A 25,748-nucleotide genomic window follows, 5' to 3' on the forward strand; every position below is an offset into this window, starting at 1 on the left:
TCCGTGCCGGGTGCAGCCCGGGTCAGCGCACCAGTGAGCGCAGCTGCCGCAGCGCGACCGACAGCACGGCGATGCCCGGATGCGGCACCGCGGAGGCGGCGGCCAGCGCGCCGGCGGCCCGCTGCGCCGTGCTCCCGCCGCCGGCGAGCCAGTGCGCGTACCGCTGATCGAGCGCGAGGCCGCCCGCGTGCGTCTGCACGGAGGCGGTGAGATCCACCAGCACCGCGTACAGGTCGTCGCGCAGGGACGCACGGGCCATCGACTGCCAGCTGTCGTCCTGTGCGAGCCCCGAGACGCTGCTCAGCAGATCGTCGAACCCGATCTCGCCGGAGAGCCGGAAGTAGGTGCGCGCGAGGTCCTCGAGATCCCCGCCCCTGGCCTGGGCGAGTTCGATCACGTCGAGCAGCCGGAGCGCCTCCAGCAGGCTCGCGCCGCGCCGCGCGAGCGCCGCGGGGACGCCGGCGGCGGCGAGGGCCGACTGCCGCGCGGCGAACTGGTCGGCCTCGTCGCCGTGGAAGAAGTCCGCCAGCCGCTCCGAGAGCAGACGGACCGGCTCGGCGAACCGGGCGATCTCCGCCCCGATGTCCACGCCCTCGGAGCGGTGCTGCACGAACCACCGCGCGGCGCGGTCGAGGAGGCGCCGGAAGTCCAGGTACAGGCGGGTCTGGGTCGCGGTGTCCACGACGTTGTCGGTGGCCTCGACCGCGACCACGAAGCCGCGCAGGTCGAAGATCTCCCGTGCGGCGACGTAGGCGCGCGCGATCTGCTCCGCGGTGGCGCCCGTCTCGGCCGCCGCCCGGTCGGCGAACGTGATCCCGCCGCGGTTGACCATCGAGTTCACGACCGTGTTCACGATGATCTCGCGGCGCAGCGGGTGCTCGCCCAGGCGCTCGCCGAAGCGCTCGCGCAGCGCGCTCGGGAAGTACTCCGCGAGGGTTCCGGAGAACCAGGGATCGTCGGCGAGGTCGGTGGCGGCGAGGTCGGTCTTCAGCGCGAGCTTCGCGTAGGCGACGAGCACGGCGAACTCGGGGCGGGTGAGCCCCTCGCCGGCCTCGACGCGCTCCTGCACGGTGAGCCGGTCGGGGAGGAACTCGATCTCCCGGTCCAGTTCGTCGCGTGCCTCCAGGGTCTCCATGAGCCGCTCGTGCACGGGCAGCATGATGGCGGCGTTGGCGCGGGAGTTGCCGAGCAGGACGTTCTGCTCGTAGTTGTCGCGCAGCACCTGCACGGCCACCTCGTCGGTCATCGAGGCGAGCAGCGCATTGCGGTCCTCGATGCCGAGCGTTCCCTCGCGCACGAGCGCGGTGAGCAGGATCTTGATGTTCACCTCGCGGTCGGAGGTGCCGACGCCGGCGGAGTTGTCGATCGCGTCCGTGTTGATCTGCACGCCCGACCGCGCCGCCTCGATCCGCCCCAGCTGGCTGACGCCGAGGTTGCCGCCCTCGCCGACGACGCGCACGCGGAGGCTGCGTCCATCGACGCGGATCGCGTCGTTCGCACGGTCGCCGATCTCGGCGTGCGACTCGGACGACGCCTTGACGTAGGTGCCGATCCCGCCGTTCCAGAGCAGGTCGACGGGCGCCAGCAGCACGGCGCGCTTCAGCTCGTTCGGCGTGAGCGCCCCCACCGCGTCGTCGAGTCCGAGCGCGGCGCGCAGCTGCGGCGACACCGGGATCGACTTCGCGCTGAGCGGGAACACCCCGCCGCCGGCCGAGAGGAGAGCGGGGTCGTAGTCGCCCCAGGAGGACCCGGGGAGCCGGAACAGGCGCAGGCGCTCCGCGAAGGAGGCCGCGGGATCCGGATCCGGATCCACGAACACGTGCCGATGGTCGAACGCCGCGACCAGCCGGATGTGCTCGGACAGCAGCATGCCGTTGCCGAACACGTCCCCGGACATGTCGCCGACGCCGACGACCGTGAAGTCCTCGGTCTGCGTGTCGATGCCGAGCTCCCGGAAGTGCCGCTTCACCGACTCCCAGGCGCCGCGCGCGGTGATCCCCATCGCCTTGTGGTCGTACCCGACGGATCCCCCGGACGCGAAGGCGTCGTCGAGCCAGAAGCCGTACTCCTGCGAGATGCCGTTCGCGATGTCCGAGAAGGTGGCGGTGCCCTTGTCCGCGGCGACGACGAGGTAGGGGTCGTCCCCGTCCCGGCGCACGACGCGATCGGGCGGCACGATGCCTGCGGCGGTGCGGTTGTCGGTGAGGTCGAGCAGCCCGCGGATGAACGTGCGGTAGGCGTCCTTGCCGGCGTCCAGCCAGGCGCCGCGGTCGACGGCGGGGTCGGGCAGCCGCTTGCCGACGAAGCCGCCCTTGGATCCGGTCGGCACGATCACGGCGTTCTTGACCATCTGCGCCTTGACCAGCCCCAGCACCTCGGTGCGGAAGTCCTCGCGCCGGTCGCTCCAGCGCAGGCCGCCGCGGGCGACGGCGCCGAAGCGCAGATGCACGCCCTCGACCTCGGGGGAGTACACCCAGATCTCCACCATCGGCCGCGGTGCGGGGAGGTCGGGCACGGCCTTGCTGTCGAGCTTCATCGACACCCAGGGCTTCGGCCGGCCGTCGGCGTCGTGCTGGTAGAAGTTCGTGCGCAGCGTCGCGTCGATCACGCCGAGGAACGCGCGCAGGATCCGATCGTGATCGAGGCTCGCGACGCCGTCGAGGTCGCGGAGCACGCCGTCGCGGATCTCCGCCTGCGCGTCGGCGTCGGCCCGATCCGGATCGAAGCTCGCCGCGAACAGGCGCACCAGCGACACCGCGATCTCCGGGTTCGTGATCAGGGCCTGGTCGATGTACCCGGTGGAGAAGGCGGATCCGATCTGCTGCAGGTAGCCGCCGATCGCACGCAGGATCACGATGTCCCGCCAGTCCAGCCCGGCGTGCAGCACGAGGGCGTTGAGGTTGTCGTTCTCCGCGGCGCCCGTCCAGATGGCGAGGAACGCCGCCTCGAACTGCGCGGCGCGGTTCTCGTCGGCCCACAGCGCCGCATCCGGCAGGCGCAGGCCGAAGTCGGAGATGTGCCGGGTGGCGCCGTCGGGCAGCGTGACCGTGTGCGGGCGGTCGTCGACGACCTCGACGCCGAGCGCGGTGAGCATGGGCAGCACCTCCGCGAGCGGACGGGGGTCGACGCTCACGACGGTCAGGAAGCGGCGCGTCGGGTCGTCGCCCTCGGCGTACAGGTGCACGGCGACGCCGCCGGACTCGTCGAGCCGCTCCAGCCGGCTCACGTCGCCGACCGCCTCCGCCGGGCTCGCGAACTCCTTGTAGGACTCGGGGAAGGCCTCGCTGTAGCGGGCGTGCAGCATCCCCGCGGTCTCCTCGTCGTACGCGCCGTGCAGGGCGTCGACGAACTCGGAGTCCCAGGTGCGCAGGGCGGCCTCGAGGCGCGCGGTGAGCTCGGCGGTGTCGACCGCCGGGATGTCGTGGTCCTTCGGCATCCGCATCACGACGTGCAGCTGGGCGAGCGGGGACTCGCCGACCTTCGCGGTGTACTCGAGGGCGTCGACGCCGTAGGCGTCCTTCAGGAGGGCCTCGATCCGCAGCCGCACCGGGGTGTTGTACCGGTCGCGCGGGAGCAGGACGAGCGCGGACACGAACCGGCCGAACTCGTCGCTGCGCACGAAGATCGCGGAGCCCCGCCGCTCCCGCAGTCGGCTGATCCGGGTCGCGACGTCGAGCAGATGCTCCGGCGAGTCCTGGAAGAGCTCGTCGCGCGGATAGTCCTCGAGGATCTGCTCGAGCTCCTTGGCCGAGTGCGAGCCCGGGGCGTGGCCCGAGGCCGCCAGCACCGCGGACACCTTGGCCGACGCGATCGGCAGGGTCGTGACCGAGGAGGCGTAGGTGATGGAGGTGAACAGGCCGAGGAAGCGGTGCTCCCCGGTCACGTTGCCCGCGTCGTCGAAGGAGCGCACGCCGATGTAGTCGAGGTACACCGGGCGATGCACGGTCGAGCGCGAGTTCGCCTTGGTGATCGTCAGGATCCGCGGCTCCCGCGCGGTCTCCCGTGCTTCCGGGCGCAGATGCACGACGCGGCTCGGCGCGTCGCGGAGGATGCCGAGTCCCGTGTCGTCGATCGGACGCAGCACGTCCTCCCCGTCGATCGACTCGAGCGCGTAGGCCCGATAGCCGAGGAAGGTGAAGTGGTCGTCGGCGAGCCAGCTCAGGAACTCGGTGCCGCGGGAGATCTCCGCCGGCGCCGCGGTCGGGGGCGGGGAGGTGCGCAGCCGGGTGACGATGTCGAGGCAGGTCCGGCGCAGCAGGCTCCAGTCCGCCACGGCGGCGTGCACGTCGGCCACGACGGAGAGGATCCGCTCGCGCAGGGCGTCGCGCTGCTCGACGGTGGGGATCCGGTCGGTCTCGAGGTGCATCCAGGATTCGGAGCGGCCGCCGAGGCCGCCCACCTCGAGCAGCCGGCCCTGGTCGTCGCGGCGGACGGTCACGACCGGGTGCAGGAGCAGGTGCACGGTGGGTCCGGCCTCGGCGATGGCCGCGGCGACGGAGTCGACGAGGAACGGGACGTCGTCGGTGCAGATCTGCACGATCGTCCGGCGCGAGGTCCAGCCGTTCTCGGCGATGGTCGGCGTGAAGACGGCGGCACGGGTCTCGCCGGGACGCCGCCCTTCGGCGAGCTCGACCATGGCCGCGAGGGCACCGGTGACGTCGCGCGGATCCCTGTCGTCGAAGCCGTCCCGGGGGAGCCTGCTGCGGAGCCGGTCGATCAGTGCAGTCGTCTCGGGCATCGTCGTCCTTCCAGCGCCGCACGGGCGGACGTTGCCCGTGGTCAGCCCGAGTGTCCCGCCGGGCGGCCCCCGCTGTCAAACGGCTCCGGCGGTCGGCGTCAGCCCTGCTCGGGAGGTCCGGCGGGGCGCTGCACGCGACGGGCCGGCTTGGCGTTCGCCTCGCCGTAGAGGGCGAGCGGGCGGCCGGCGCGCTGCTGTCCCGGCACGGGCCGCGAGCGGCGGCCGTAGATGAGTTCGGACGAGTCCAGCAGCCACGGCACGAGGGTGATCGTCACCCCGTGGATGAGCATCAGCTGGTTCGCCATCCGACGCGCGCGACGGTTGTGCAGGATGGACTCCCACCAGTGCCCGACGATGTACTGCGGCAGGTACACGGTGACCACTGCGGGCCCGTGCTTGGCGCGGTACTTCTTGATGTACGCCTCCACCGGCTGCGCGTAGGCGCGGAACGGCGACTCGACGATGACGAGCGGGATCGGGATCCGATGCTGCTGCCAGTCCCTCTGCAGCTGCACGCCGTCCTCGGGATTGGCGGCCACGTGCAGGGCGACGGTCTTCTCGTGCCGGGCGGCGATGGCGTAGTCGATCGCCTTGACGACGGGCTTCTGCAGCCGGTTCACCAGCACGATCGCGACGTCGCCCTCCGACCCGAAGTGGGTCGTGTCGTCGATCGCGATCTCGTGCTCCACGTCGCGGTAGTACCGCTTCACGCCCATCATGAGCAGGGCGAGGACCGGGATCGCGATGAACACCATCCACGCGCCGTGCGTGAACTTCGTGACGGTCACGATGAGGAGCACCGCGATGGTCAGGGAGGCGCCGAGCGAGTTGATGACGAGGCCGGTGTAGGCGCTGCGTCGCGCCTGTGCGGCGACCTCGGCGTTCTGGCCGTGGGCGGCGCGCAGCAGGCGTCGCCAGTGCCGCACCATGCCGACCTGGCCCAGCGAGAACGACACGAACACGCCGATGATGTAGAGCTGGATCAGGTTCGTCAGGTTCGCCTGGAACAGCACCAGCACGCCGATCGCGGCGATGCCGAGCACGATCATGCCGTTCGAGAACACGAGGCGGTCGCCGCGGGTGTTCAGCGCCTTGGGCGCGTAGCCGTCGCGGGCGAGGACGGCGCCGAGCAGCGGGAAGCCGTTGAACGCGGTGTTGGCGGCGAGCAGCAGCACGCACGCGGTCGCCGCCTGGATGATGAAGAACGGCAGGGAGCCGGCGCCGAAGGTGGCCGAGGCGACCTGCGCCATCAGGCTCTGCTGCGGCTGTCCGCAGGCGTAGCCGACGAGATCCCGGCAGGGATTCTCCGCGTAGTGCACCTGGGTGATGAGGCCGAGCGCGGTGAGGCCCGTGAACAGCAGGATGGCGATCCCGCCCATCATCGCCAGCGTGGTCTGCGCGTTGCCGATCTTGGGGATCCGGAACGCCTGCACGCCGTTCGAGACGGCTTCGACGCCGGTCAGGGCGGAGCAGCCGCTCGAGAACGCGCGCAGCACGAGCAGGATCATCGCGGCGCCCACCAGCTGATCGGTGTGCTGGAACGAGTACTGCGCGCTCTCGGCGACCGGTGCGTCGCCGAGGAAGGTGCGCACCAGACCGGTGACGATCATGACCGCGACGGATCCGATGAAGATGTAGGTCGGCACGGCGAAGAACGTCGACGCCTCGCGCACGCCGCGCAGGTTGACGACGACGATGAGGATCACGAATCCGACCGCGAGCTCGACGCGCCACGGGTCGAGCTGGGGCACGGCGGAGATGATGTTGTCGACGCCGGAGGCGATCGACACCGAGACGGTCAGGATGTAGTCGACGAGGAGGGCCGCGGCCACGACCACGCCCGGGATCTCGCCGAGGTTCTTCGACGCGACCTCGTAGTCGCCGCCGCCCGACGGGTACGCCTGGATGAGCTTGCGGTAGCTCAGCACGATGACGATGAGCAGCAGGACGACCGCCGCGGCCACCCAGGGGGCGAACGCGAGGAACGCGAGCCCGCCCAGTCCCAGGGTCATCAGCATCTCCTGCGGCCCGTAGGCCACGGAGGAGAGGGCGTCGGATGCGAAGATCGGCAGCGCCATCCGCTTCGGGAGGAGCTGTTCGTTCGCCTTCTCTGTGCTGAGCGGCTCGCCGAGCAGGATGCGTTTGGCTACCTGCGGGGCGTCGGCGCTCTCACGGCTGTCATTTGCCACGAGCGGCAAAATTACGCCTGGAACGGCGCGGATGCAATTTCGCGCGCGGGTTGTTGCATCACTGTTCGATCACTCTTTGCCCGGATCCGGTCCCGGGCGTGTCCGAAGCGGGTATTCGCGCGGGCGCGGAGAGCGCTCTCCGATCCGACCGGATCGCCGTGCGCGGTCTTGGATCCGCTGAGAACGAACACACAGGAGATCCGAACACCGGTTGCGTAGCGTCGCAGGCATGAGCACGGTTCCCCTCGATGACGACGCGCTGAACCAGACCCTCTCCGAAGCCCGGGAGCTGCGGGACGAGTTCCAGCGCTTCCTGCACGAGTACGAGTTCGGGATGCGCGAGATCGAGACGAAGATCTCGATCCTGCGGGACGAGTTCACCCACCACCACTCCTACAACCCCATCGAGCACGTCAAGAGCCGGGTGAAGTCGCCGGACAGCATCGTCGAGAAGGTCGCGCGCCGCGGAGTGGATCCGGATTTCGCGTCGATCCGGGAGAGCATCACCGACATCGCCGGAGTGCGGGTGACCTGCAGCTTCGTGGCCGACGTGTACCGGCTGTTCGACCTGCTCACGGCCCAGGACGACATCACGGTGCGCATCGTGAAGGACTACATCGCCACTCCGAAGGCCAACGGCTACCGCAGCCTGCACGCGATCCTCGAGGTTCCCGTCTTCCTCTCCTCCGGGCCGCTCCAGGTGCCGGTCGAGGTGCAGTTCCGCACGATCGCGATGGACTTCTGGGCGAGCCTGGAGCACAAGATCCACTACAAGTTCCAGGGCCAGGTGCCCGCGCACCTCGTCGACGACCTCACTGCGGCAGCCGATGCCGCGAGCGAGCTCGACGCGCGCATGGAGCGGCTGCACCACGAGGCGCACGCCCCGCTCGCCGCGCTTCCGCATCTCCCGCTCGACGTCTGAGCTGGAGATGCGGCGGCGTTCGTTCACAGCCGGTTCCGCACTGGCCTGCCTAGGGTGTCGGAGGCCGTGACCCCGAGCGAGAGGCGACCGTGAGAGCGAGCATCCCCAGCCCCCCAGAGCAATGGGCGCAGTTCCAACTCGGTCCGCTGACCGTCCACGCGTACGCGCTGTGCATCATCGCCGGGATCGTGGCCGCGACGCTCATCCTCGGCCATCGCCTGAAGAGGCGCGGGATCGACCCCGGGTTCGCGATCGACATCGCGCTCTGGTCGGTGCCGCTGGGCATCGTGTGCGCCCGGTTCTATCACGTCTTCACGCACGTGGGCGACTACTTCGCCCCGGGGGACAACCTGTGGGACGTGTTCGCGATCTGGGACGGCGGCAACGCCCTCTACGGCTCCCTGATCGGCGGCGCCATCGGCATCGTCGTCGCCTGCCGCCGCGCGCGGGTGCGGTTCTGGAGCGTCGCGGATGCGCTCGCTCCGGCGCTGCTCGTCGCGCAGTCCCTGGGCCGGCTGGGCAACTACTTCAACCACGAGCTCTTCGGCCTGCCGACGACGCTCCCCTGGGGCCTGCAGATCGAGGCGACCAACCCGAAGTTCCCACCGGGGATGCCTCCGGGGACGCTCTTCCAGCCCCTGTTCCTCTACGAGATCGTCTGGAATCTGCTCGGTTTCGCCGTGATCCTCTGGCTGGAGCGCCGGTTCGCGCTCCAATGGGGCAAGGTGCTCGCCCTGTACCTGATCTGGTACGGCGCGGGCCGCAGCTACCTCGAGTCGATCCGCATCGACCCGTCCAGCATCGGCTTCCTCGGCATCCCCGCGAACGTGTGGGCCTCGCTGGCGGCCGTCGCGCTCGGTCTCGTGCTGCTGGTGGTGCAGACACGACGGCATCCCGGTGGCGAGCCGTCCGCCTTCACGGGAGCGTCGCGGGTCGCGCTCGCCTCCGGGGGATCGGGAGATCCCGGTCGCGCCCTCGGGGTCGGCAGTGACGCGGTCGGCGGCGCCGCGGTCGGCGGCGACGGGCCGGACGCGGAGGCCCCGGTCGGCAGCCGGGCGCAGCGGTAGCCCCGCCGCGCCCGCGCCGCCGTCTCACGCCCTGCGGCGTCAGGACACGAGGACGTCGTCCCCGAGCACCGCGCGCGCCGTGAGCATGCCGCCGGACAGGGAGGCGGAGTCGAAGCCCGCCTGCACGAGCAGCCGGTGGGCGATGTGCGAGCGCACGCCGGATCCGCACAGGGCCCGGACGGGACGTCCCGCGGCGGCCGCGCGCACCTCGTCGAGGCGGTCGCGCAGCTCCGTGTGCGGGATGTGCAGAGCCCCCGGCAGGTGCCCGGCGGCGTACTCCGCGGCGCTGCGCACATCGAGGATGAGCGTCTCCCCGCGCAGCCGCTCCCAGTCCTCGGCGTACCAGAGTCGGAGCGTCCCGTCCAGGACGTTCCCCCCGACCATGCCGACGAGGTTCACCGGATCCTTCGCACTGCCGTAGACGGGGGAGTAGGCGAGGTCCAGGTCGACGAGGTCGGCCGCGGTGAGTCCTGCCCGGATCGCCGTGGCGAGCACGTCGATCCTCTTGTCCACGCCCTCAAGGCCGACGGCCTGGGCGCCGAGCAGGAGGCCGTCGCCGTGGCGGACATGGACGACGAGCGCCATCTGCGTCGCCCCGGGGAAGTACCCGGCGTGCTGGGTGGGGTGCAGGTGGAGGGTGTGCGCCTCGATGCCGGCGGCGCGCAGCGCGGCCCGGTTGGCCCCGGTGAGCGCGGCGGTGAGTTCGCCGACCCGCACGATCGCCGTGCCCACGGGGGCCGGAAGGGGGCGCGCCGACGCGGGGCGGAGGATGTGGTCCGCGATCCCGCGTCCGGCGCGGTTCGCCGGACCGGCCAGGGCGACCGGCCGGCGCAGGCCGGTGACGGCGTCGACGGAGAGCACCGCATCGCCGGCGGCGTAGACGCCCGGGAGGTTGGTGCGTCCGTGCTCGTCGACGAGGATCGCCCCGCGCTCGCACGCGACGCCGGCCGATTCGAAGACCGCGGTGTCCGGGCGCACTCCGACGGAGAGCAGGATGAGGTCCGCGTCGAGGAGCCGGCCGTCCGCGAGGACGACGGTGTCGTGCTCCTCGTGCTGCTCGACCGCCTGCGCGGCGACCCCGGCGTGCACGGTGATCCCGAGCCGGCGCAGCTCCGCCGCGACGGGGGCGGCGATCTCGGCCTCCAGCGGCGGCAGCACGTGGGGTGCAAGCTCGACGAGATCGACGTCGAGGCCCTGCTGACGGAGCGCCTCAGCGGCTTCCAGGCCGATGAACCCGGCCCCCAGCACCACCGCCCGCCGTGCGGTCGAGGCGTGTCCGTCGATCCGCGCGCGCAGGTCCACCGCGTCCTCGACGGTGCGGAGGGTGCTCACGCGCGGTGAGTCGAGCCCGGGCAGCGGCGGGCGCACGGCGACGGCACCCGGCGCCAGCACGAGCGCGTCGTACGTCAGCTGCTCCTCGCCCTGGGGGCCTCGCACCGTCACGGACCGCCGGCCGGAGTCGATGGCGGTGACCTCGTGGTGCACGCGCACATCGAGAGCGAGCGCGGCGCGCAGCGTGGCGGGCGTCTGGACGAGCAGGTCGGCCTCGTCCTCGATCTCGCCGCCGACGTAGTAGGGGAGTCCGCAGTTCGCGAACGAGACGTGCGCGCCCCGTTCGAGCACGATGATCTCCGCGTTCTCGTCCAGGCGGCGGGCGCGCGCCGCGGCGCTCATCCCGGCGGCCACGCCGCCGACGATCACGATCCGCCGGGCCGGATCCGTCACGGTCTCGCTCATCGCCCGAAGATCCGCGACAGTAGTCCGCCCCGAGTCGACGCGGCCGCATCGATCTCCGCCTGCGAGTGCCGGCCGCCGCACCACTGCGCGGCCGGCACGGAGCGCTTCACCTCGGACACGTGCTGGCCGCACCCGGCCCAGGTCGTCTTCCCGCACGTCTTGCACGTCACTGCACGGCACATCTCTTCTCCTCCTCGCCCGGACGTCTCGGATACCCCGGGGAGTATCAATCTAACATACTCCCGGGGGTATGCTTGGATCCATGATCACCACCGGAACCGCCCAGGACCCCTCCGTGGACGCGACGCACCCGGCAGGGCACGACGCCGACGCGGTGCGCAAGATCTCCAACCGTCTGCGCCGCGCGCACGGCCAGCTCGCCGCGGTGATCGGCGCCGTCGAGGCCGGTGAGGACTGCCGCGCCGTCGTCCAGCAGCTCGCCGCGGTCACGAAGGCGCTGGACCGGGCCGGATTCCTGGTGATCTCGACGGCGCTGCGCGAGTGCCTGACCGAGCCGGACGCCGACGGCGGGCCGAGTCCGGAGGAGCTGGAGAAGCTCTTCCTCACCCTCGCCTGAGCGACGGGCGCTCTAACGCGACTCCGGGCGTGCCTGCCCCGTCACGATCAGCACAGCCCGTGACGATCAGCACGCGTATCGACGTGGATCCGTGTGCTGATCGTCACGACCTGTGCCGATCGTGACAGGTCCGGGAGGCGGATCCGGGCCGGGTCCCGGGGGGCCGGGAGGCGGATCCGGTGCGCGACGTCAGCCGAGGAACTCGCGCGCCGCGACGGTCAGGGCCTGCACGCCCACCTCGATCGTGGGGTGGATCTCGACCGCGAAGAACGGGGAGTGGTTCGTGGCGATCTCGCTGTCGACCGTCCCCTGCGCCACCGCGGCGGCGTAGCGCGCGGGGGCGATGCCGCCCCAGAACCAGAACACGAGCGGCACGCCGGCGTCGCGGGCGAACCACGAGACGTCCTCGCTGCCCGTGAACAGGCCGGGATCGATCACGTTCTCATCGCCGAACGCGGCGCGGAAGGCCGCCGTCGCGCGCTCGGTCGCCTCGTCGTCGTTGATCGTCGCGGGCAGCGTGTGCAGCGTCTCGATGGTCGGCTCCTCGGTCGCGCCGCTCGCCATCGCCTCGGCCTTGATCACGCGCTCCACCTTCGCCAGCACTTTGGTGCGCAGGGCGTCGTCCGGGTAGCGCAGGCTGAGGTCGAGGGTGGCCTCGGCCGGGATGATGTTGTTCTTGGTGCCGGCGTGGATCGCGCCCACCGTGACCACGGCGAGGTCGTGCGGATCCACCTCCCGCGAGACCACCGTCTGCAGGCGCATCACCGTGGCGGCCGCCATGACCACGGGGTCGATCGTGGAGTGCGGGCGGGATCCGTGCCCGCCGCGGCCGTGCAGCACGACGTGCAGTCCGTCGGAGGCCGACATCTGGGGGCCGGGCCGCACGCCGATCATGCCGGCGGGGAACGGCGTGACGTGCTGGCCGATGACGACGTCGGGCCGGGGGAAGCGGTCCAGCGCGCCGTCGTCGAGCATCGCGCGGGCGCCGGCGCCGAACTCCTCCGCAGGCTGGATCACGACGACGAGGGTGCCCGACCACTCGCCCTTGGTCCGGACGAGCTCCTCCACCGCGCCGATCATCGCGGTCACGTGCATGTCGTGGCCGCACGCGTGCATGACGCCCACCTCGTGCCCCTCGGCGTCGATCCCGGTGGCGGTGCTGGCGTAGGGCAGGCCCGACTCCTCGACCACGGGCAGCGCGTCCATGTCGGCGCGCGCCCAGACGACCGGTCCCGCGCCGTTGGCGAGCACGCCGACGACGCCCGTGCGGCCGACGCCCTCGGTGACCTCGAGGCCGAGGTCGCGCAGATGCCCGGCGGCGATGCCGGCGGTGCGCACCTCCTGGAACGAGAGCTCGGGGTTTCGGTGCAGGTCGATGAAGAGCGCTTCGAGGTCGATCGTCATAGGGCCGAGCCTACGCGGATCCGCCGGCGGTCTCGGCGACGTACGTCTCGAGTGCGGGGCCGGGGTGCAGCACGCCGTTCACGATCGCCTCGATCGCGAAGGCGCTGGCCTCGGCCAGGTCGACGGCCGCAGGGTCGAGCAGCCACTGCAGCTGCAGGCCGTCCATGACCGCGAGGATCGCCGCCGACGCCGTGGCGATCACCGCCGTGTCGGTCACGCCCTCCTGGGCGCACAGCTCGACGAACGCGGCGCCCACCTCGCCGCGGAGCTTGGTGTACCGGTGCTCGAAGAACCCGCGTGCGGGATGGCCGTCGGTCACCGATTCATTGGAGAGCACGGTGTACACCTGCACGATGCCGGGCCTCAGCTCGTTCGAGAACGCGGTCTTGACGAGGTGCAGGAACAGGGCGGGGCCGTCGGGGATGTGCTTCTCGGCGAGGCCTTCGACGTCGCTCTCGTCACGATAGGCGAGCACCTCGAGCAGCAGCTTCTGCTTGGAGCCGAAATGATGCAGCACCCCCGCGTGCGTCATCCCGACCTGCTCCGCGATATCGGCCAGGGTGCCGTTCGCGGATCCCTTCGCGCCGAAGATCTCGATCGCGGCCTTCAGGATCTCGGTCCGCTTGCGCTCGGTCTCCGGCCGCGATTTCACGCGGTTCGAGGTGGACGTGACCATTTCGTGTCCCTTCCCCTTCTTGTCATCCAGCTTACTGGTGGGTAACCTCACTTTTGCTTACTTTCCCGCTAGTAAGTAAATTCCCCCAGAGAAGCGGGACCCCGCATCACATGGGCGCACGACGACGTCGGCCCACGAGAAGGAGAAGCAATGAGGCTCAGGAAGACCTTGATCGCGGTGACCGCGTTCGCGGCGATCGGCGCGGTGGCGCTGACCGGCTGCTCGTCGGGTTCCAGCACGGGCGCATCCGGCGGTTCGCTCACGGTGGCGAAGCCGGACGGCGCCGCGATCCTTTCGACGCAGACGAACAACCCGTTCATCTCCACGGGATCGGGCATGTCGCTCGGCTACGACCGGATGATCTACGAACCGCTGGCGATGGTCAACCCGGTCGGCAAGAACGAGACCACGCCGTGGCTCGCCTCGAAGGTGGAGTGGAACTCCGACTACACGCAGCTCACGGTCACCCCGCGCGCCGACGTGAAGTGGAGCGACGGCAAGCCCTTCACCGCCGACGACATCGTCTTCACCTACAACCTCATCAAGAGCACCCCCGCGCTCGATCTCGCCGGACTCAAGCTCGCCGACGTCAAGAAGGACGGCGCGAACGTGGTCCTCTCCTTCACCGAGTCCAAGTTCGTGAAGCAGGGCGACGTGCTGCAGGTGAGCATCGTGCCCGAGCACCAGTGGAAGAGCATCGCGGACCCGACCAAGGATCCGGTCAAGGAGGCCGTCGGAACCGGCCCCTACACGATCAAGAGCTTCTCCTCGCAGGGCGTCGTGCTGAACGCCCGCACCGACTACTGGGGCGGAAAGGTCCCGGTCGGCCAGCTCAAGTACCTCGAGTACAACGACAACACCGGCCTGCTCCGCGCGCTGCAGAGCAAGGAGGCCGACTGGGCCCAGATCTTCATCACGGACTACCAGAAGAACTACGTCGACAAGGATCCGAAGCACAACGTGTTCTGGGGCGCCAACGTGCTCAGCCCCGACATGGTGCTCGTCAACACGACGAAGGCGCCGTTCAACGACGTCGCCTTCCGCAAGGCCGTCAACATGGTCGTCGACCGCAAGGCGCACGCCGAGAAGGCGCGCAGCAACGCCGGCCCCGAGCTCACCAGCGTCACGGGCATCCCGCAGCCGACGGGCGACCAGTACATCGCGCCGGAGTACAAGGACAAGACGTTCTCGATCGACGTCGACGGCGCCAAGAAGGTGCTGACCGACGCCGGCTACACGTGGAAGGACGGCGCGCTGATCGACCCGTCGGGCAACCCGGTCTCGTTCACGCTGCAGGACCCGCAGGGCTGGAACGACTACGTCACCGGCATCCAGCTCGTCGCCACGCAGATCAAGAACACGCTCGGCGCCGACGCGAAGGTGGCCACCCCCGACGCCGACACCTGGTTCACCAACATGGCGACCGGCAACTTCGACGCCGCGCTGCACTGGTCGGGATCCGGATCGAACCCCTGGCACATCTACGACGACGTCATGAACGGCGCGTACCTGGAGCAGGCCGCGGACGGAAAGGTCTCCGACAACTTCGGCCGCTACAACAACCCCGAGGCGACGGCGCTGCTGAAGCAGTATGCGCAGGCCTCCGACGACGCGACGCGCACGGACGCGCTCAACAAGATCCAGAAGATCTTCGTCGAGGACGTCCCGGCCATCCCGATCGGGACGCACCCGCAGCTGGGCGAGTTCAACACCCGCACGTACACGGGGTGGCCGAGCGAGAAGGACCAGTACGCGACCGCCGACCCGACGCAGCCCTCGGCCGTGCAGGTCATCATGAACCTGAAGCCGGTCGGCAAATAACCGCCCATCCCCCTCGGTCGTTGAGCGAGCGCAGCGAGACGAGACGCGTTCATCGCAGAGCACCGCGTTTCGTCTCGGTCGCGCTGCGCGCGGCCTCGCTCAACGACCGCTACAGGAGCATGCCCTCATGACAGACCCCCTTCTCTCGGTGCGCGACTTCTCGGTCGTGTACGACGTGGATCCGCCCGTGCGGGCGGTGAAGAACGTCACGATCGACATCCGCCGCGGTGAGATCGTCGGCCTCGCCGGCGAGAGCGGCAGCGGCAAGACGACCCTCGCCTACGGTGTGCAGCGGCTGCTCAAGCCGCCGGCCGTGATCACCGGAGGCAGCGTCGTCTTCCACGACGCCGACGGCTCGGACATCGACCTGCACGCGCTCGACGCCGAGCAGATGCGCCGGTTCCGCTGGGACAAGGTGTCGATGGTGTTCCAGGGCGCGATGAACGCGCTCAACCCGGTCGCCACGATCGGCGCTCAGCTCGACGACGTGTTCCGCGTGCACCGCCCGGGGATGAGCCGGGCGCAGCGTCGCGACGAGGTCGTGCAGCTGCTCGAGATCGTGAAGGTGGGCGGGGAGCGCCGGCGCTCCTACCCGCACGAGCTGTCCGGAGGCATGCGCCAGCGCGTGATGATCGCGATGGCGCTCGCGCTGCGACCGCAGCTCATGGTGATGGACGAGCCGACCACGGCCCTCGACGTGCTCGTGCAGCGCGAGATCCTCAAGCAGATCTCGCAGCTGCGCCACGAGTTCGGGTTCTCCGTCGTGTTCATCACCCACGACCTGCCGCTGCTGCTGGAGATCAGCGATCGCATCGCCGTCATGCGCGAGGGCGAGATCGTCGAGCTCGCCGACGCCGAGCGGCTGTGGACGGATCCGCAGCACGAGTACACGCGGGATCTGCTGCGCTCCTTCCCGCGCCTGACCGGCGAGCGGGGGGTGGTGGTGCGATGACCACGCTCGAGTTCCGCGACGTCACGAAGATCTACAACCTCCGCGGATCCGGTCAGCTCAAGGCCCTGGACGAGGTGAGCTTCACGCTCAGCTCGCACCAGACCATCGGCCTGGTCGGCCAGTCCGGCAGCGGCAAGTCCACGATCGCCAAGATCCTCACGCAGCTGGAGACCCCCACGCGCGGCGAGGTGCTGCTCGACGGCGCCCCGATCCCGCGCCGTGGCAAGGGGCTGCGGCGCTACCGCCAGCAGCTGCGCATGGTGTTCCAGGATCCGTTCGCGTCCCTGAACCCGTACCACTCGATCCGTCACCACGTCGAACGGCCGCTGCGGCTGGACCACGTGGTGCCGCGCGACGAGGTCGACGCCGAGGTGCGCCGCCTGCTCGAGCGGGTGCGGCTGGATCCCGACGCCGTCATGGAGCGGCGCCCGCATGAGCTGTCGGGCGGACAGCGCCAGCGCGTCGCGATCGCGCGCGCCCTCGCCTCGCGCCCTGCGCTGCTCGTCGCGGACGAGCCGGTCTCGATGCTCGACGTCTCGATCCGCCTCGGCGTGCTCAACCTGCTCGCCGACCTGCAGCGCGAGGAGGGCCTCGGGGTGCTCTACATCACCCACGACCTGGCGACCGCCCGCCACTTCAGCGACGAGATCCTGGTGCTCAACCAGGGCCGGGTCGTGGAGAGCGGGCCCGCGGACGACGTCATCCTGCATCCCCAGGACCCGTACACGCGCGAGCTGCGCGCCGCCTCGCCCGACCCGGAGGAGTTCTTCCGCCGCCGGGCCGCCCAGACCACCGGAGGTGCGCGATGAGCGCCGACACGTCCGCACCCGCGACCGGGGCCGCTCCCGCCGAGGCGGCGCCGGGGGATCCCACGCTCGTCGGCACCACGGCGACGCGCGCCGAGCGCGGCGGCATCCGGGTGCCGTGGCGCTTCATCGGCGGGCGAGCGGCCTTCTACCTGTTCACCGCGTGGGCCGCGATCACCATCAACTTCTTCATCCCGCGTCTGATGAAGGGCGATGCCGTCGACGCCTACATGGCCCGCAGCCAGGGTCAGCTCACCCCGGACGCCGAGAAGGCGCTGCGCCTCATGTTCGGGCTGGACCACTCGGTGCCGCTGTGGCACCAGTACCTCGACTACTGGGGCATGCTGCTGCGCGGAGACCTGGGCGTGTCGATCTCCACGGGCATGGCCCCGGTGGGCGACGCGATCGCCGCGGCGCTGCCGTGGACCCTGGGACTGGTCGGCTTCGCGACGATCGTCTCCTTCCTCATCGGCACGAGCCTCGGCGCCGTCATCGGGTGGCGCCGCGGCGGACGGCTGGACGTGCTGGTGCCGGTGACCACCTTCCTCGGCACGATCCCCTACTTCTGGCTCGGGCTCATCTTCATCGCCGTGTTCGCGTCGGTGCTGGGCTGGTTCCCCGCCGGTCACGCCTACGAGGTGGGCGTGGATCCGGGCTGGAACGCCGACTTCATCGGACAGGTCGTCTCGCACGCCGCGTTGCCGGTGATCACCATCGTCATCGCCTCCCTCGGCGGCTGGGTGCTGGGCATGCGCAACATGATGCTGACCGTGCTCGACGAGGACTACATCACCGTCGCCCAGGCCAAGGGCATGCCGAACCGCCGCGTGCTGTGGCGGTACGCCGCGCGCAACGCGGTGCTGCCGCAGATCCAGAGCTTCGCGCTCTCGCTCGGCTTCATCGTGGGCGGCACGATCGTGATGGAGATGGTGTTCTCCTACCCCGGCATCGGCCTGCTGCTGCTCAGCGCCACCAATGCGAAGGACTACGCGCTCATGCAGGGCATCTTCCTCGTGCTGGTGATGGCGGTGCTCGTCGCGAACATCATCGCCGACATCGCCTACGCCATCCTCGACCCGCGCACCCGGCAGACGGAGGCCTGACCATGACGATTCCCGCTCCGCACGAGATCGCGCAGCCCGCCGCCGGCGCACCGGAGACCGCCGCCCTGCTCACAGCCGGGTCGCGGCCGGCCCCGGCCCGCACCTTCCGCTCGCAGCTCAGAGCGTCGCTCGCGATGTTCGGCAACCGCAAGTCGGCGGCCGGGCTGATCATCCTCGGCGTCTTCGTGCTCCTGGCCGTCTTCGCCCCGTGGATCGCGCCCTACAGCCCCACCGCGCAGCACCTCGACGCGACGCTGCAGCCGCCGTCCTGGAAGCACCTGCTCGGCACGACGCACATCGGCGAGGACGTGTTCAGCCAGCTCGTCTACGGCACGCGCGGCGTGCTCGTGGTCGGCTTCCTCGCCACGATCATGGCGACCGTGGTGGCGATCGTGGTCGGCGTGACCGCCGGCTACCTGCGCGGCTGGAAGAGCGAGTCGCTGTCGGCGCTGTCCAACGTGTTCCTCGTGCTGCCGGGGCTGCCCCTGATGATCATCATCGCCTCGCAGTTCCAGGATCCGCCGCTGTGGGTCATCGCCGCGGTGCTCGGCCTGACCGGCTGGGCCTGGGGTGCGAGAGTGCTGCGGGCGCAGACGATGTCGTTGCGCAACCGCGACTTCGTGCAGGCGGCGCGCGCCAACGGCGAGCCGCTGCACCGGATCATCCTGGTCGAGATGCTGCCGAACCTCATGGCGATCATCGCGTCGAGCTTCGTCGGCACCATGACGGCCGCCGTGCTCGGGCTCACCACGCTGGCCTTCATCGGGGTGATCCCGGTGTCGAACCTGAACTGGGGCACCATCCTGTTCTGGGCGCAGCAGAACAGCGCCTTCCCGGACTACTGGTGGTGGTACGTGCCGGCCGGTCTCTGCATCGCCCTGCTGGGCGTCGCCCTCGCCCTGATCAACTTCGGCATCGACGAGTACGTCAACCCCCGCCTCCGCTCCGCCGGGGAGCGCGCCCGCGCCCTGCGCAAGCGGGGCATCGACCAGAACGCCGCGGTGACCGCGGTGCGCACCGACTCCTCCCCGGCGACGACCGGATCCCACACAGAGAGCACCACTGCATGAGCGACGCCCTGCCCTTCCGCGATCCCGCCCTCAGCACGGCCGAGCGAGTGGCGGATCTTCTGGGTCGGTTGTCGGTGGAGGAGAAGGTGGGTCAGATGCTGCAGTTGGATGCGCGGGATGATCTGGCTGATCATGTGCTGCGTCGTCATGTGGGGTCGGTGTTGCATACGTCGCCGGAGCGGATCGTGGAGGCGAACCGGTTGACGGCGCTGACGCGGTGGCGGATCCCGTTGCTGGTCGGGGAGGACTGCATTCACGGGCATTCGTTCTGGCCCGGGGCGACGATCTATCCGACCCAGTTGGGGATGGCCGCGTCGTGGGATCCGGTGCTGGTGGAGCGGGTGGCGCGGGCGACGGCGGAGGAGGTGTCGGCGACGGGGGTGCATTGGACGTTCTCGCCGGTGTTGTGCATCGCCCGGGATCTGCGGTGGGGGCGGGTCAGTGAGACGTTCGGGGAGGACCCGTTCCTGATCGGGGAGCTCGCGAGCGCGATGGTCCGCGGGTATCAGGGGGAGGGTTTGGGGGATCCGACGGCGGTCCTGGCGACGGCGAAGCATTTCGCGGGGTATTCGGAGACGCAGGGCGGGCGGGACGCGTCGGAGGCGGATATCTCGCGGCGCAAGCTCCGGTCGTGGTTCCTGCCGCCGTTCGAGCGGGTCGCGCGGGAGGGGTGTCGCACGTTCATGCTCGGGTATCAGAGCACGGACGGGGTGCCGATCACGGTGAACGACTGGCTGCTGTCGGACGTGCTGCGTGGGGAGTGGGGGTATACGGGCACGTTGATCACGGACTGGGACAACGTGGGCCGGATGGTGTGGGAGCAGAAGGTGCAACCCGACTACGCCCACGCCGCGGCCGCGGCGGTCACCGCGGGCAACGACATGGTGATGACGACCCCGCACTTCTACGAAGGGGCATTGGAGGCCGTGCAGCGGGGGATGCTGTCCCCGGACGCGTTCGATACCGCCGTGACCCGCATCCTCACCCTCAAGTTCGACCTCGGCCTCTTCGAGAACCCCCGACTCCCCTCGCCCGGGCTCGACGCCGTGGTGGGCAGTGGAGCGCACTCCGACCTCAACCTCGAGATGGCGCGGCGCTCGCTCGTGCTACTGGAGAACGACGGGGTGCTGCCGCTCGGCGGGACAGCGCCGCTCACGGCCGCGGATCCGATCCGCGTCGCCGTCGTGGGTCCGCTCGCCGACGACGCGCAGACGCAGCTCGGCGACTGGGCCGGCGGATCCGGACAGGCCGGCTGGCTGGACGGCCAGCCCCGAGAGATGATCACCACGGTGCTGGACGGTCTGCGCGCGGTCGACGGACTGGCCGTACGGCACGCGCACGGCGCCGACATCCTCACCCTCGAGGACGATCCGCTCGGCGCCACCTTCCCCGACGGCCAGCCCCGCCCGCAGGTGGTCGTGCCCGCGGAGCCGGATCCGCGTCTCCTCGCCGAGGCGGTGCGGGCCGCGGAGGCGGCCGACGTCGTCGTGGCGGTCGTCGGCGACCGGATCGAGCTCGTCGGAGAGGGCCGCTCCACCGCGACCCTCGAACTCATCGGAGCCCAGAACGCCCTCCTCGACGCCGTGATCGCCACCGGGACACCCGTGGTCGTGGTGCTGCTGGCGTCGAAGCCGCTCGTACTCCCGGCATCCGCGTCGAGGGCCGCCGCCGTGATCTGGGCGGCGAACCCCGGCATGCAGGGCGGGCGCGCGATCGCCGAGCTCCTCACCGGCGCGATCGAGCCGCAGGGGCGGCTGCCGATCTCGTTCGCGCGGCACGTCGGCCAGCAGCCGACCTACTACAACCAGATCCGCGGACAGCACGGCACGCGCTACGCCGATCTCACGCAGGCGCCGGCATGGACCTTCGGCGAGGGCCTCTCGTACACGACCGTGGAGTACTCCGCGCTCGCGCTGGTGTCGTCGTCGCTCGGTGCGGACGACACGATCGTCGCCGAGGTGACGGTGGCCAACACCGGCACCCGCCCGGTGCGCGAGACCGTGCAGGCGTACGTGCGTGACGTCGTCACGAGCACGAGCTGGACCGACAAGGAGCTCAAGGCGTACCGCCAGGTCGACCTCGCCCCGGGGGAGTCGCGCCGGGTCGTGATCGAGCTGCCGGTCGCCGACTGCACGATCGTGGACGCCGCGGGCGTCCGCCGGGTCGAACCCGGTGCCTTCGAGCTGCTGGTGGGTCCGTCGTCGCGCGACGAGGTGCTCCTCACCGCGGCCTTCGAGGTGGGGGCCTGACCGTCGGATCCGACAATTCGTCCGGAATCCTTGCAAAAGTTTCCGCCCGACGGATCCGCTCTGCTTGGATGACCTGGTGCGAACGACTGATGAGGACACCGGCTTCCGGCCCGGAGCGCTGATTTGGCTCGCCGTCGCGACCTTCTCGATGGGCATCGACGGCTACGTGCTGGCAGGTCTGCTGCCCCAGATCGCCACGGATCTGCACGTGGACGCGGCGGCCGCCGGACAGCTCATGAGCGTGTTCGCCGCGACCGGTGCGATCGCCGGCCCGGTGCTGGGCGCGCTCACCGGACGGTGGGAGCGCAAGGTGACGATCGTGCTCGCGCTCACCGTGTTCGTGCTCGGCAACCTGCTGGTCGGGCTGGCCCCCACCTACTTCTGGGCGATGGCGGGCCGGGTGATCTCGGCCGTGGGCGGTGCGCTGCTGAACGCCGTGATCGGCTCGTACGTCATCGCGCGCACCCCCGCGCACTACCGGGGCAGGGCCCTCTCGCTCGTCATGGGCGGCTTCCTCTTCGCGACCGCGCTCGGCGTGCCCGTCGGGCTCGTGATCGGGCAGACCGACTGGCGGATCCCGCTGTTCCTCGTGGTCGGCGTCGGCACGGCCGCGCTCGTCGGCATCATCGCGCGGGTGCCGCGTCTGCACCTGCCGCCGCTGTCGCTGCGCGCGGCGCTGAGCCCGCTCACCCGGCCCGCGATCCTCGCGGTTCTCGTGGTCCCGATGGGGCTCATGTGCGCGAGCTACCTCTGCTTCACCTACGCGACGCTCATCCTGGGACCGCGCATCGGCGAGGGGTACCCGATGATCGGCGCGCTCTTCGGCTACGGCATCGTCAGTCTCGTCGGCAACATCGTCTCGGGTCGCGTGACCGACCGCCGCGGCCCGGTCGCGGTGCTCACCGTCATCGTCGCCACGGTGCTCGCCGCCGCCCTGCTGGGCTGGGCGGGGCTGATGCTTCCGGGCATCGCGGGAGCCGTCGCGGGACTCGTCTGGTTCCTGGCGTGCGCGTTCTTCAACGGCGGTTCCGGCGTCGCGGCCCAGACGCGGCTGGCGACGATGGTGCCGCCCGCGGTCGCCGCGCTCGTGCTCGCCCTGAACAACAGCGCGATGATGCTCGGCAGCGCGCTGGGCAGCGCCCTCGGCGGCCTCGCCCTCGCCGCCGGCGCCCTGCCGGACCAGCTGCTGCCGCTGTCGGGGGTCGTGCTCGCCATCACCCTCGGCGTGCAGCTCACCACCGCAGTGGCGCATCGGCGCCGGGCCCGGGGCGGCGCGGACGCGGGCGAGCTCGGTGCCTCCGTGCCCCTCCCGGAGTCGTTGAGCGAGAACCGGGCGTAGCGAGCAGCGAGACGAGACGCGGCGGTCTCTCGCGAGAGCGCCGCGTTTCGTCTCGGTCGCCTTCGGCGGCCTCGCTCAACGACCCCGAGGGGTTTCGGTCGCCTTCGGAGTTCTCGCTCGACGACACCGAGGGAGGGCCGTGCTCGGCGGCCCGGCGGTCGTCAGCGACCTCAGCCGAGGGTGTACCAGGCCGCGGAGTCGGGGGGCAGCACCGTGCCCGCGTCCGGGGCGCTGTGCACGAGCACCGTGGCGCCCGAGGGGAGTGCGAGCGGTGCGGAGCCGAGGTTCGCCGCGATGTGCAGCTCGCCGCGGCGGAACGCGACGGCATCGGATCCGAGATCCTCCCAGACGAGCGACCCGGATCCGAGTCCGCGCCCCTTCCGCAGCCGCAGCAGCTCCCGGTAGAGGGCGAGGGTCGACGTGTCGGATCCGTCCTCCCGGGCGCGGGCGTACTCGGCCCACTCCGCGGGCTGCGGCAGCCACGAGGCGCCGGTGTCGTTGAAGCCGTACGACGGGGCCGTGCCGCTCCACGGCAGCGGCACCCGGCAGCCGTCGCGACCGTAGCGCTCGCCCTCCGTGCGGAACCAGGTGGGATCCTGGCGGAACTCGTCGGGGATCTCCATGGCCTCGGGAAGACCCAGCTCCTCGCCCTGGTACAGGTAGGCGGATCCGGGAAGGGACAGCATCACGGTGGTCGCGGCGCGGGCGCGTGCGAGGCCGAGGGCCCGGTCGGGCTTGGGCTCGTCCCGCGGGCCGATGCCGTCGCCCTGAGGGTTGTCCCAGGCGAGCGCCAGACGCGAGGCGTGGCGCACGACGTCGTGGTTCGACAGCACCCAGGTGCTGGGGGCGCCGACGGCTCCGAACGCGTCGAGGGAGTCGCGGATCACGGCGCGCAGGTCTCCGGCGTTCCACGCGGTCATCAGGTAGTTGAAGTTGAACGCCTGGTTCATCTCGTCGGGGCGCACCCAGAGCGCGATCTGATCGAGCGTCGGCAGCCACGCCTCGGCGCAGAGCGCGCGGTCGCCGTCGTAGGCGGCGAGCACGTCGTGCCAGTCGCGGTAGATCTCGTGCACGCCGGGCTGGCCCCAGTAGGGCACGTCGTCCTGATCCCCGCCCATCGAGTCGGCGTCGACGGCGGGCGTGTAGTCCGGCAGCCCCGCCTTCTTGATCATGCCGTGGGCGACGTCGACCCGGAAGCCGTCGACGCCGCGGTCGAGCCAGAAGCGCAGCACGCCGCGGAACTCCTCGCGCACCTCGTCGTTGGTCCAGTCGAAGTCGGGCTGGCTGGTGTCGAAGATGTGCAGGTACCACTGCCCCGGCGTGCCGTCGGCCTCGGTCACGCGGGTCCACATGCCGCCGCCGAACACGCTCTGCCAGTTGTTCGGAGGCAGCTCGCCGTGCGCGCCCTTGCCGTCGCGGAAGATGTAGCGGGCGCGCTCCGGGCTGCCCGGGGCGGCCTTCAGTGCGGCCTGGAACCACGGGTGCTGGTCGGACGAGTGGTTGGGCACCAGGTCGACGATCACGCGGATGCCGCGGGCGTGCGCCGCGGCCAGCATCGCGTCGAAGTCGTCGAGCGTGCCGAACAGCGGATCCACGCCGCGGTAGTCGGAGACGTCGTAGCCCGCGTCCTTCTGCGGGCTCGGCATGAACGGGCTCAGCCAGATGGCGTCGACGCCGAGGTCCTGCAGCGCGTCCAGCCGTGACGTGATCCCGGGCAGGTCGCCGATGCCGTCGCCGTCCGCATCCGCGAAGGAGCGCGGGTAGATCTGGTAGATGACGGCGGTGCGCCACCACTCGGAACCCGGGGCGGACTGCTGCTCGATCTCGGCCATGCGATCAGGCTACCGGGACGCGGGGGATCCCGGAAACGCGGGGATCGAATCGGTTCGATCGGCGGCGGGGTGCTGCGGTGAGGTCGCGGGTCCGTGCACAATTCAGGCTGGATGCCGTGGGGCGGGTTCCCGACCCCGCAGAATCCGCAGATCCGCAGGGGTGGGACCGGCGTCTGGCCTGAATTGTGCGCGCGAGAACACCGCCAGTAGGCATCCGGGCTCAGCGGGGGATGAGGTTCGCCGGCTCCTCGCCCGCGAGCATGCGGTCGATCTGGGTGCGCACGAGGGCGGCGATGCGCGGGTTCATCGCGGTCGAGGCGCCGCCGACGTGCGGCGTGAACAGCACTCCCGGAGTGGTCCAGAGCGGGTGCCCCTCCGGCAGCGGCTCCGGATCCATGACGTCGAGCGCGGCGCGGATCCGGCCGTTCTCGGCGACCAGCGCATCGGTGTCGACGAGGGTGCCGCGACCTACGTTCACCAGCAGTGCGCCGTCGGCCATGCGCGCCAGCATCGCCGCGTCGAACAGCCGGTGGGTCGCGGGTCCTCCGGGCAGCGACAGGATGACGATCTCGGCCTCGGGGAGGAGCGTGGGCAGGTCGGCCAGCGCGTGCACGGCGATCTCGCCGAGGCCCTCGACGACCTCCGTGCGGGCGGTCTGGCCGACCGCCGTGACGGCGACCTCGAAGCCGGCGAGCCGGCGGGCGACCGCCGTGCCGACGCCGCCGATCCCGACGAGCAGCACCCGGCGGTCGGCGAGGCTCGACGTGAAGGCGCGGTCCCACACGCCCGCGTCCTGCGCGCGCACGAACCGCGGCAGCTCCCGCTGTGCGGCGAGGGTCAGTGCCAGGGCGAGCTCCGCCGTGGCCGGCTCGTGCACGCTCGCGGCGTTCGCGAACGGGATGCCGGCGGGAATGCGGTCGATCACGGCCTCATAGCCGATCATCTGACCCTGCACGAGGCCGACCTCCAGGTCCGCCAGTGCGGTGAGGTGCTGACGGCCGAGGTAGGACGGCACGACGATGTCGATGCGCTGTGCGGGCGGGGGCGTCGCCATGTCCCACACGCGCACCTCCACTCCGTCGGGCAGCGGGCCGCGGGCGATGACGTCGGCGGCGAGTTCGGCGGTGGGGACGGTGACGAGGAAGCTCACCCTACGAGCGTAGGTGGTGCGCGCGATGCCGGAGCAGGCCACTCGGCGAGGACTGGATCCGGCACTCGGCGAGGACCGGATCCGGCGCTCGGCGAGGACGGGATCCGGCGCTCGGC

General features: G+C 70.8%; 18 protein-coding genes. 10 read left to right on the plus strand and 8 right to left on the minus strand.

Annotation, left to right across the window (positions count from 1 at the left end; all coding sequences use genetic code 11):
* Positions 1 to 22: 22 nt before the first annotated feature.
* Together WFJ01_RS12415 and WFJ01_RS12420 are read right to left on the minus strand one after the other, a co-directional pair.
* Positions 23 to 4,738: an NAD-glutamate dehydrogenase gene (locus WFJ01_RS12415; RefSeq protein WP_336629191.1), complete on the minus strand. Its 4,716-nt coding sequence runs from the start codon at positions 4,736 to 4,738 to the stop codon at positions 23 to 25.
* A gap of 98 nt (positions 4,739 to 4,836) precedes the next feature.
* Positions 4,837 to 6,816 carry an APC family permease gene (locus tag WFJ01_RS12420; RefSeq protein WP_292888256.1) on the minus strand — a complete coding sequence of 660 codons (1,980 nt, stop codon included), beginning with the start codon at positions 6,814 to 6,816 and terminating at the stop codon, positions 4,837 to 4,839.
* A gap of 340 nt (positions 6,817 to 7,156) precedes the next feature.
* Between WFJ01_RS12420 and WFJ01_RS12425 the strand changes: the two genes are divergently transcribed.
* Positions 7,157 to 7,849: a GTP pyrophosphokinase gene (locus tag WFJ01_RS12425; protein WP_292888008.1), complete on the plus strand. Its 693-nt coding sequence runs from the start codon at positions 7,157 to 7,159 to the stop codon at positions 7,847 to 7,849.
* A gap of 89 nt (positions 7,850 to 7,938) precedes the next feature.
* Complete coding sequence (gene lgt, locus WFJ01_RS12430; protein WP_292888005.1) at positions 7,939 to 8,916, plus strand: prolipoprotein diacylglyceryl transferase; 978 nt, start codon at positions 7,939 to 7,941, stop codon at positions 8,914 to 8,916.
* Positions 8,917 to 8,955: 39 nt separating this feature from the next.
* On the opposite strand, the gene WFJ01_RS12435 is transcribed toward lgt, so the two are convergent.
* Positions 8,956 to 10,653 carry an FAD-dependent oxidoreductase gene (locus WFJ01_RS12435; RefSeq protein WP_336629192.1) on the minus strand — a complete coding sequence of 566 codons (1,698 nt, stop codon included), beginning with the start codon at positions 10,651 to 10,653 and terminating at the stop codon, positions 8,956 to 8,958.
* Positions 10,650 to 10,835, minus strand: a complete 186-nt coding sequence (locus WFJ01_RS12440) for a hypothetical protein (protein WP_292887999.1) — start codon at positions 10,833 to 10,835, stop codon at positions 10,650 to 10,652. Before WFJ01_RS12440 ends, WFJ01_RS12435 begins: the two co-directional genes overlap by 4 nt.
* A gap of 80 nt (positions 10,836 to 10,915) precedes the next feature.
* Here WFJ01_RS12440 and WFJ01_RS12445 point away from each other — a divergent pair, with 80 nt between their 5' ends.
* Entirely contained in the window at positions 10,916 to 11,230 is a 315-nt protein-coding gene (locus tag WFJ01_RS12445) for a metal-sensitive transcriptional regulator (RefSeq protein ID WP_295033617.1), read from the plus strand.
* 189 nt (positions 11,231 to 11,419) lie between these two features.
* Here the strand turns inward: WFJ01_RS12445 and WFJ01_RS12450 are convergent, their stop codons facing one another.
* Both WFJ01_RS12450 and WFJ01_RS12455 read right to left on the minus strand, forming a co-directional pair.
* On the minus strand, positions 11,420 to 12,634 hold the full coding sequence (locus tag WFJ01_RS12450; RefSeq protein ID WP_336629193.1) for an amidohydrolase: 1,215 nt from the start codon (positions 12,632 to 12,634) through the stop codon (positions 11,420 to 11,422).
* A gap of 10 nt (positions 12,635 to 12,644) precedes the next feature.
* Positions 12,645 to 13,310 carry a TetR/AcrR family transcriptional regulator gene (locus WFJ01_RS12455; protein WP_336629194.1) on the minus strand — a complete coding sequence of 222 codons (666 nt, stop codon included), beginning with the start codon at positions 13,308 to 13,310 and terminating at the stop codon, positions 12,645 to 12,647.
* Between the two features lie 150 nt (positions 13,311 to 13,460).
* On the opposite strand from WFJ01_RS12455, the gene WFJ01_RS12460 reads away from it, so the two are divergent.
* The 7 genes from WFJ01_RS12460 (at position 13,461) to WFJ01_RS12490 (ending at position 22,650) form a co-directional block, all read left to right on the plus strand.
* Positions 13,461 to 15,131, plus strand: coding sequence for an ABC transporter substrate-binding protein (locus WFJ01_RS12460; RefSeq protein WP_336629195.1), 1,671 nt, complete (start codon positions 13,461 to 13,463; stop codon positions 15,129 to 15,131).
* A gap of 127 nt (positions 15,132 to 15,258) precedes the next feature.
* Entirely contained in the window at positions 15,259 to 16,083 is an 825-nt protein-coding gene (locus WFJ01_RS12465; protein WP_336629196.1) for an ABC transporter ATP-binding protein, read from the plus strand.
* The gene (locus WFJ01_RS12470) at positions 16,080 to 16,892 is read left to right on the plus strand and encodes an ABC transporter ATP-binding protein (protein ID WP_292887984.1); all 813 of its coding nucleotides are present in this window, start codon (positions 16,080 to 16,082) and stop codon (positions 16,890 to 16,892) included. The genes WFJ01_RS12465 and WFJ01_RS12470 overlap by 4 nt, the downstream gene beginning before the upstream one ends.
* A complete protein-coding gene (locus WFJ01_RS12475) occupies positions 16,889 to 17,992 on the plus strand; it encodes an ABC transporter permease (RefSeq protein WP_336629197.1) in 1,104 nt (367 codons plus the stop codon). The genes WFJ01_RS12470 and WFJ01_RS12475 overlap by 4 nt, the downstream gene beginning before the upstream one ends.
* 2 nt (positions 17,993 to 17,994) lie before the next feature.
* Positions 17,995 to 19,062: an ABC transporter permease gene (locus tag WFJ01_RS12480; protein ID WP_442928047.1), complete on the plus strand. Its 1,068-nt coding sequence runs from the start codon at positions 17,995 to 17,997 to the stop codon at positions 19,060 to 19,062.
* Positions 19,059 to 21,311, plus strand: a complete 2,253-nt coding sequence (locus tag WFJ01_RS12485; RefSeq protein WP_336629198.1) for a glycoside hydrolase family 3 N-terminal domain-containing protein — start codon at positions 19,059 to 19,061, stop codon at positions 21,309 to 21,311. The genes WFJ01_RS12480 and WFJ01_RS12485 overlap by 4 nt, the downstream gene beginning before the upstream one ends.
* Before the next feature lie 76 nt (positions 21,312 to 21,387).
* On the plus strand, positions 21,388 to 22,650 hold the full coding sequence (locus tag WFJ01_RS12490) for an MFS transporter (protein ID WP_336629199.1): 1,263 nt from the start codon (positions 21,388 to 21,390) through the stop codon (positions 22,648 to 22,650).
* A 170-nt stretch (positions 22,651 to 22,820) separates the two neighbouring features.
* Here WFJ01_RS12490 and WFJ01_RS12495 read toward each other — a convergent pair whose 3' ends face one another.
* Positions 22,821 to 24,482 carry a glycoside hydrolase family 13 protein gene (locus WFJ01_RS12495; RefSeq protein ID WP_336629200.1) on the minus strand — a complete coding sequence of 554 codons (1,662 nt, stop codon included), beginning with the start codon at positions 24,480 to 24,482 and terminating at the stop codon, positions 22,821 to 22,823.
* Between the two features lie 220 nt (positions 24,483 to 24,702).
* Positions 24,703 to 25,632 carry an NAD(P)-dependent oxidoreductase gene (locus WFJ01_RS12500; protein ID WP_295034614.1) on the minus strand — a complete coding sequence of 310 codons (930 nt, stop codon included), beginning with the start codon at positions 25,630 to 25,632 and terminating at the stop codon, positions 24,703 to 24,705.
* Between the last annotated feature and the right edge of the window lie 116 nt (positions 25,633 to 25,748).

Source organism: Microbacterium sp. MMO-35 (assembly GCF_037147555.1).
In the GTDB taxonomy this organism is placed as follows: Bacteria; Actinomycetota; Actinomycetes; order Actinomycetales; family Microbacteriaceae; genus Microbacterium.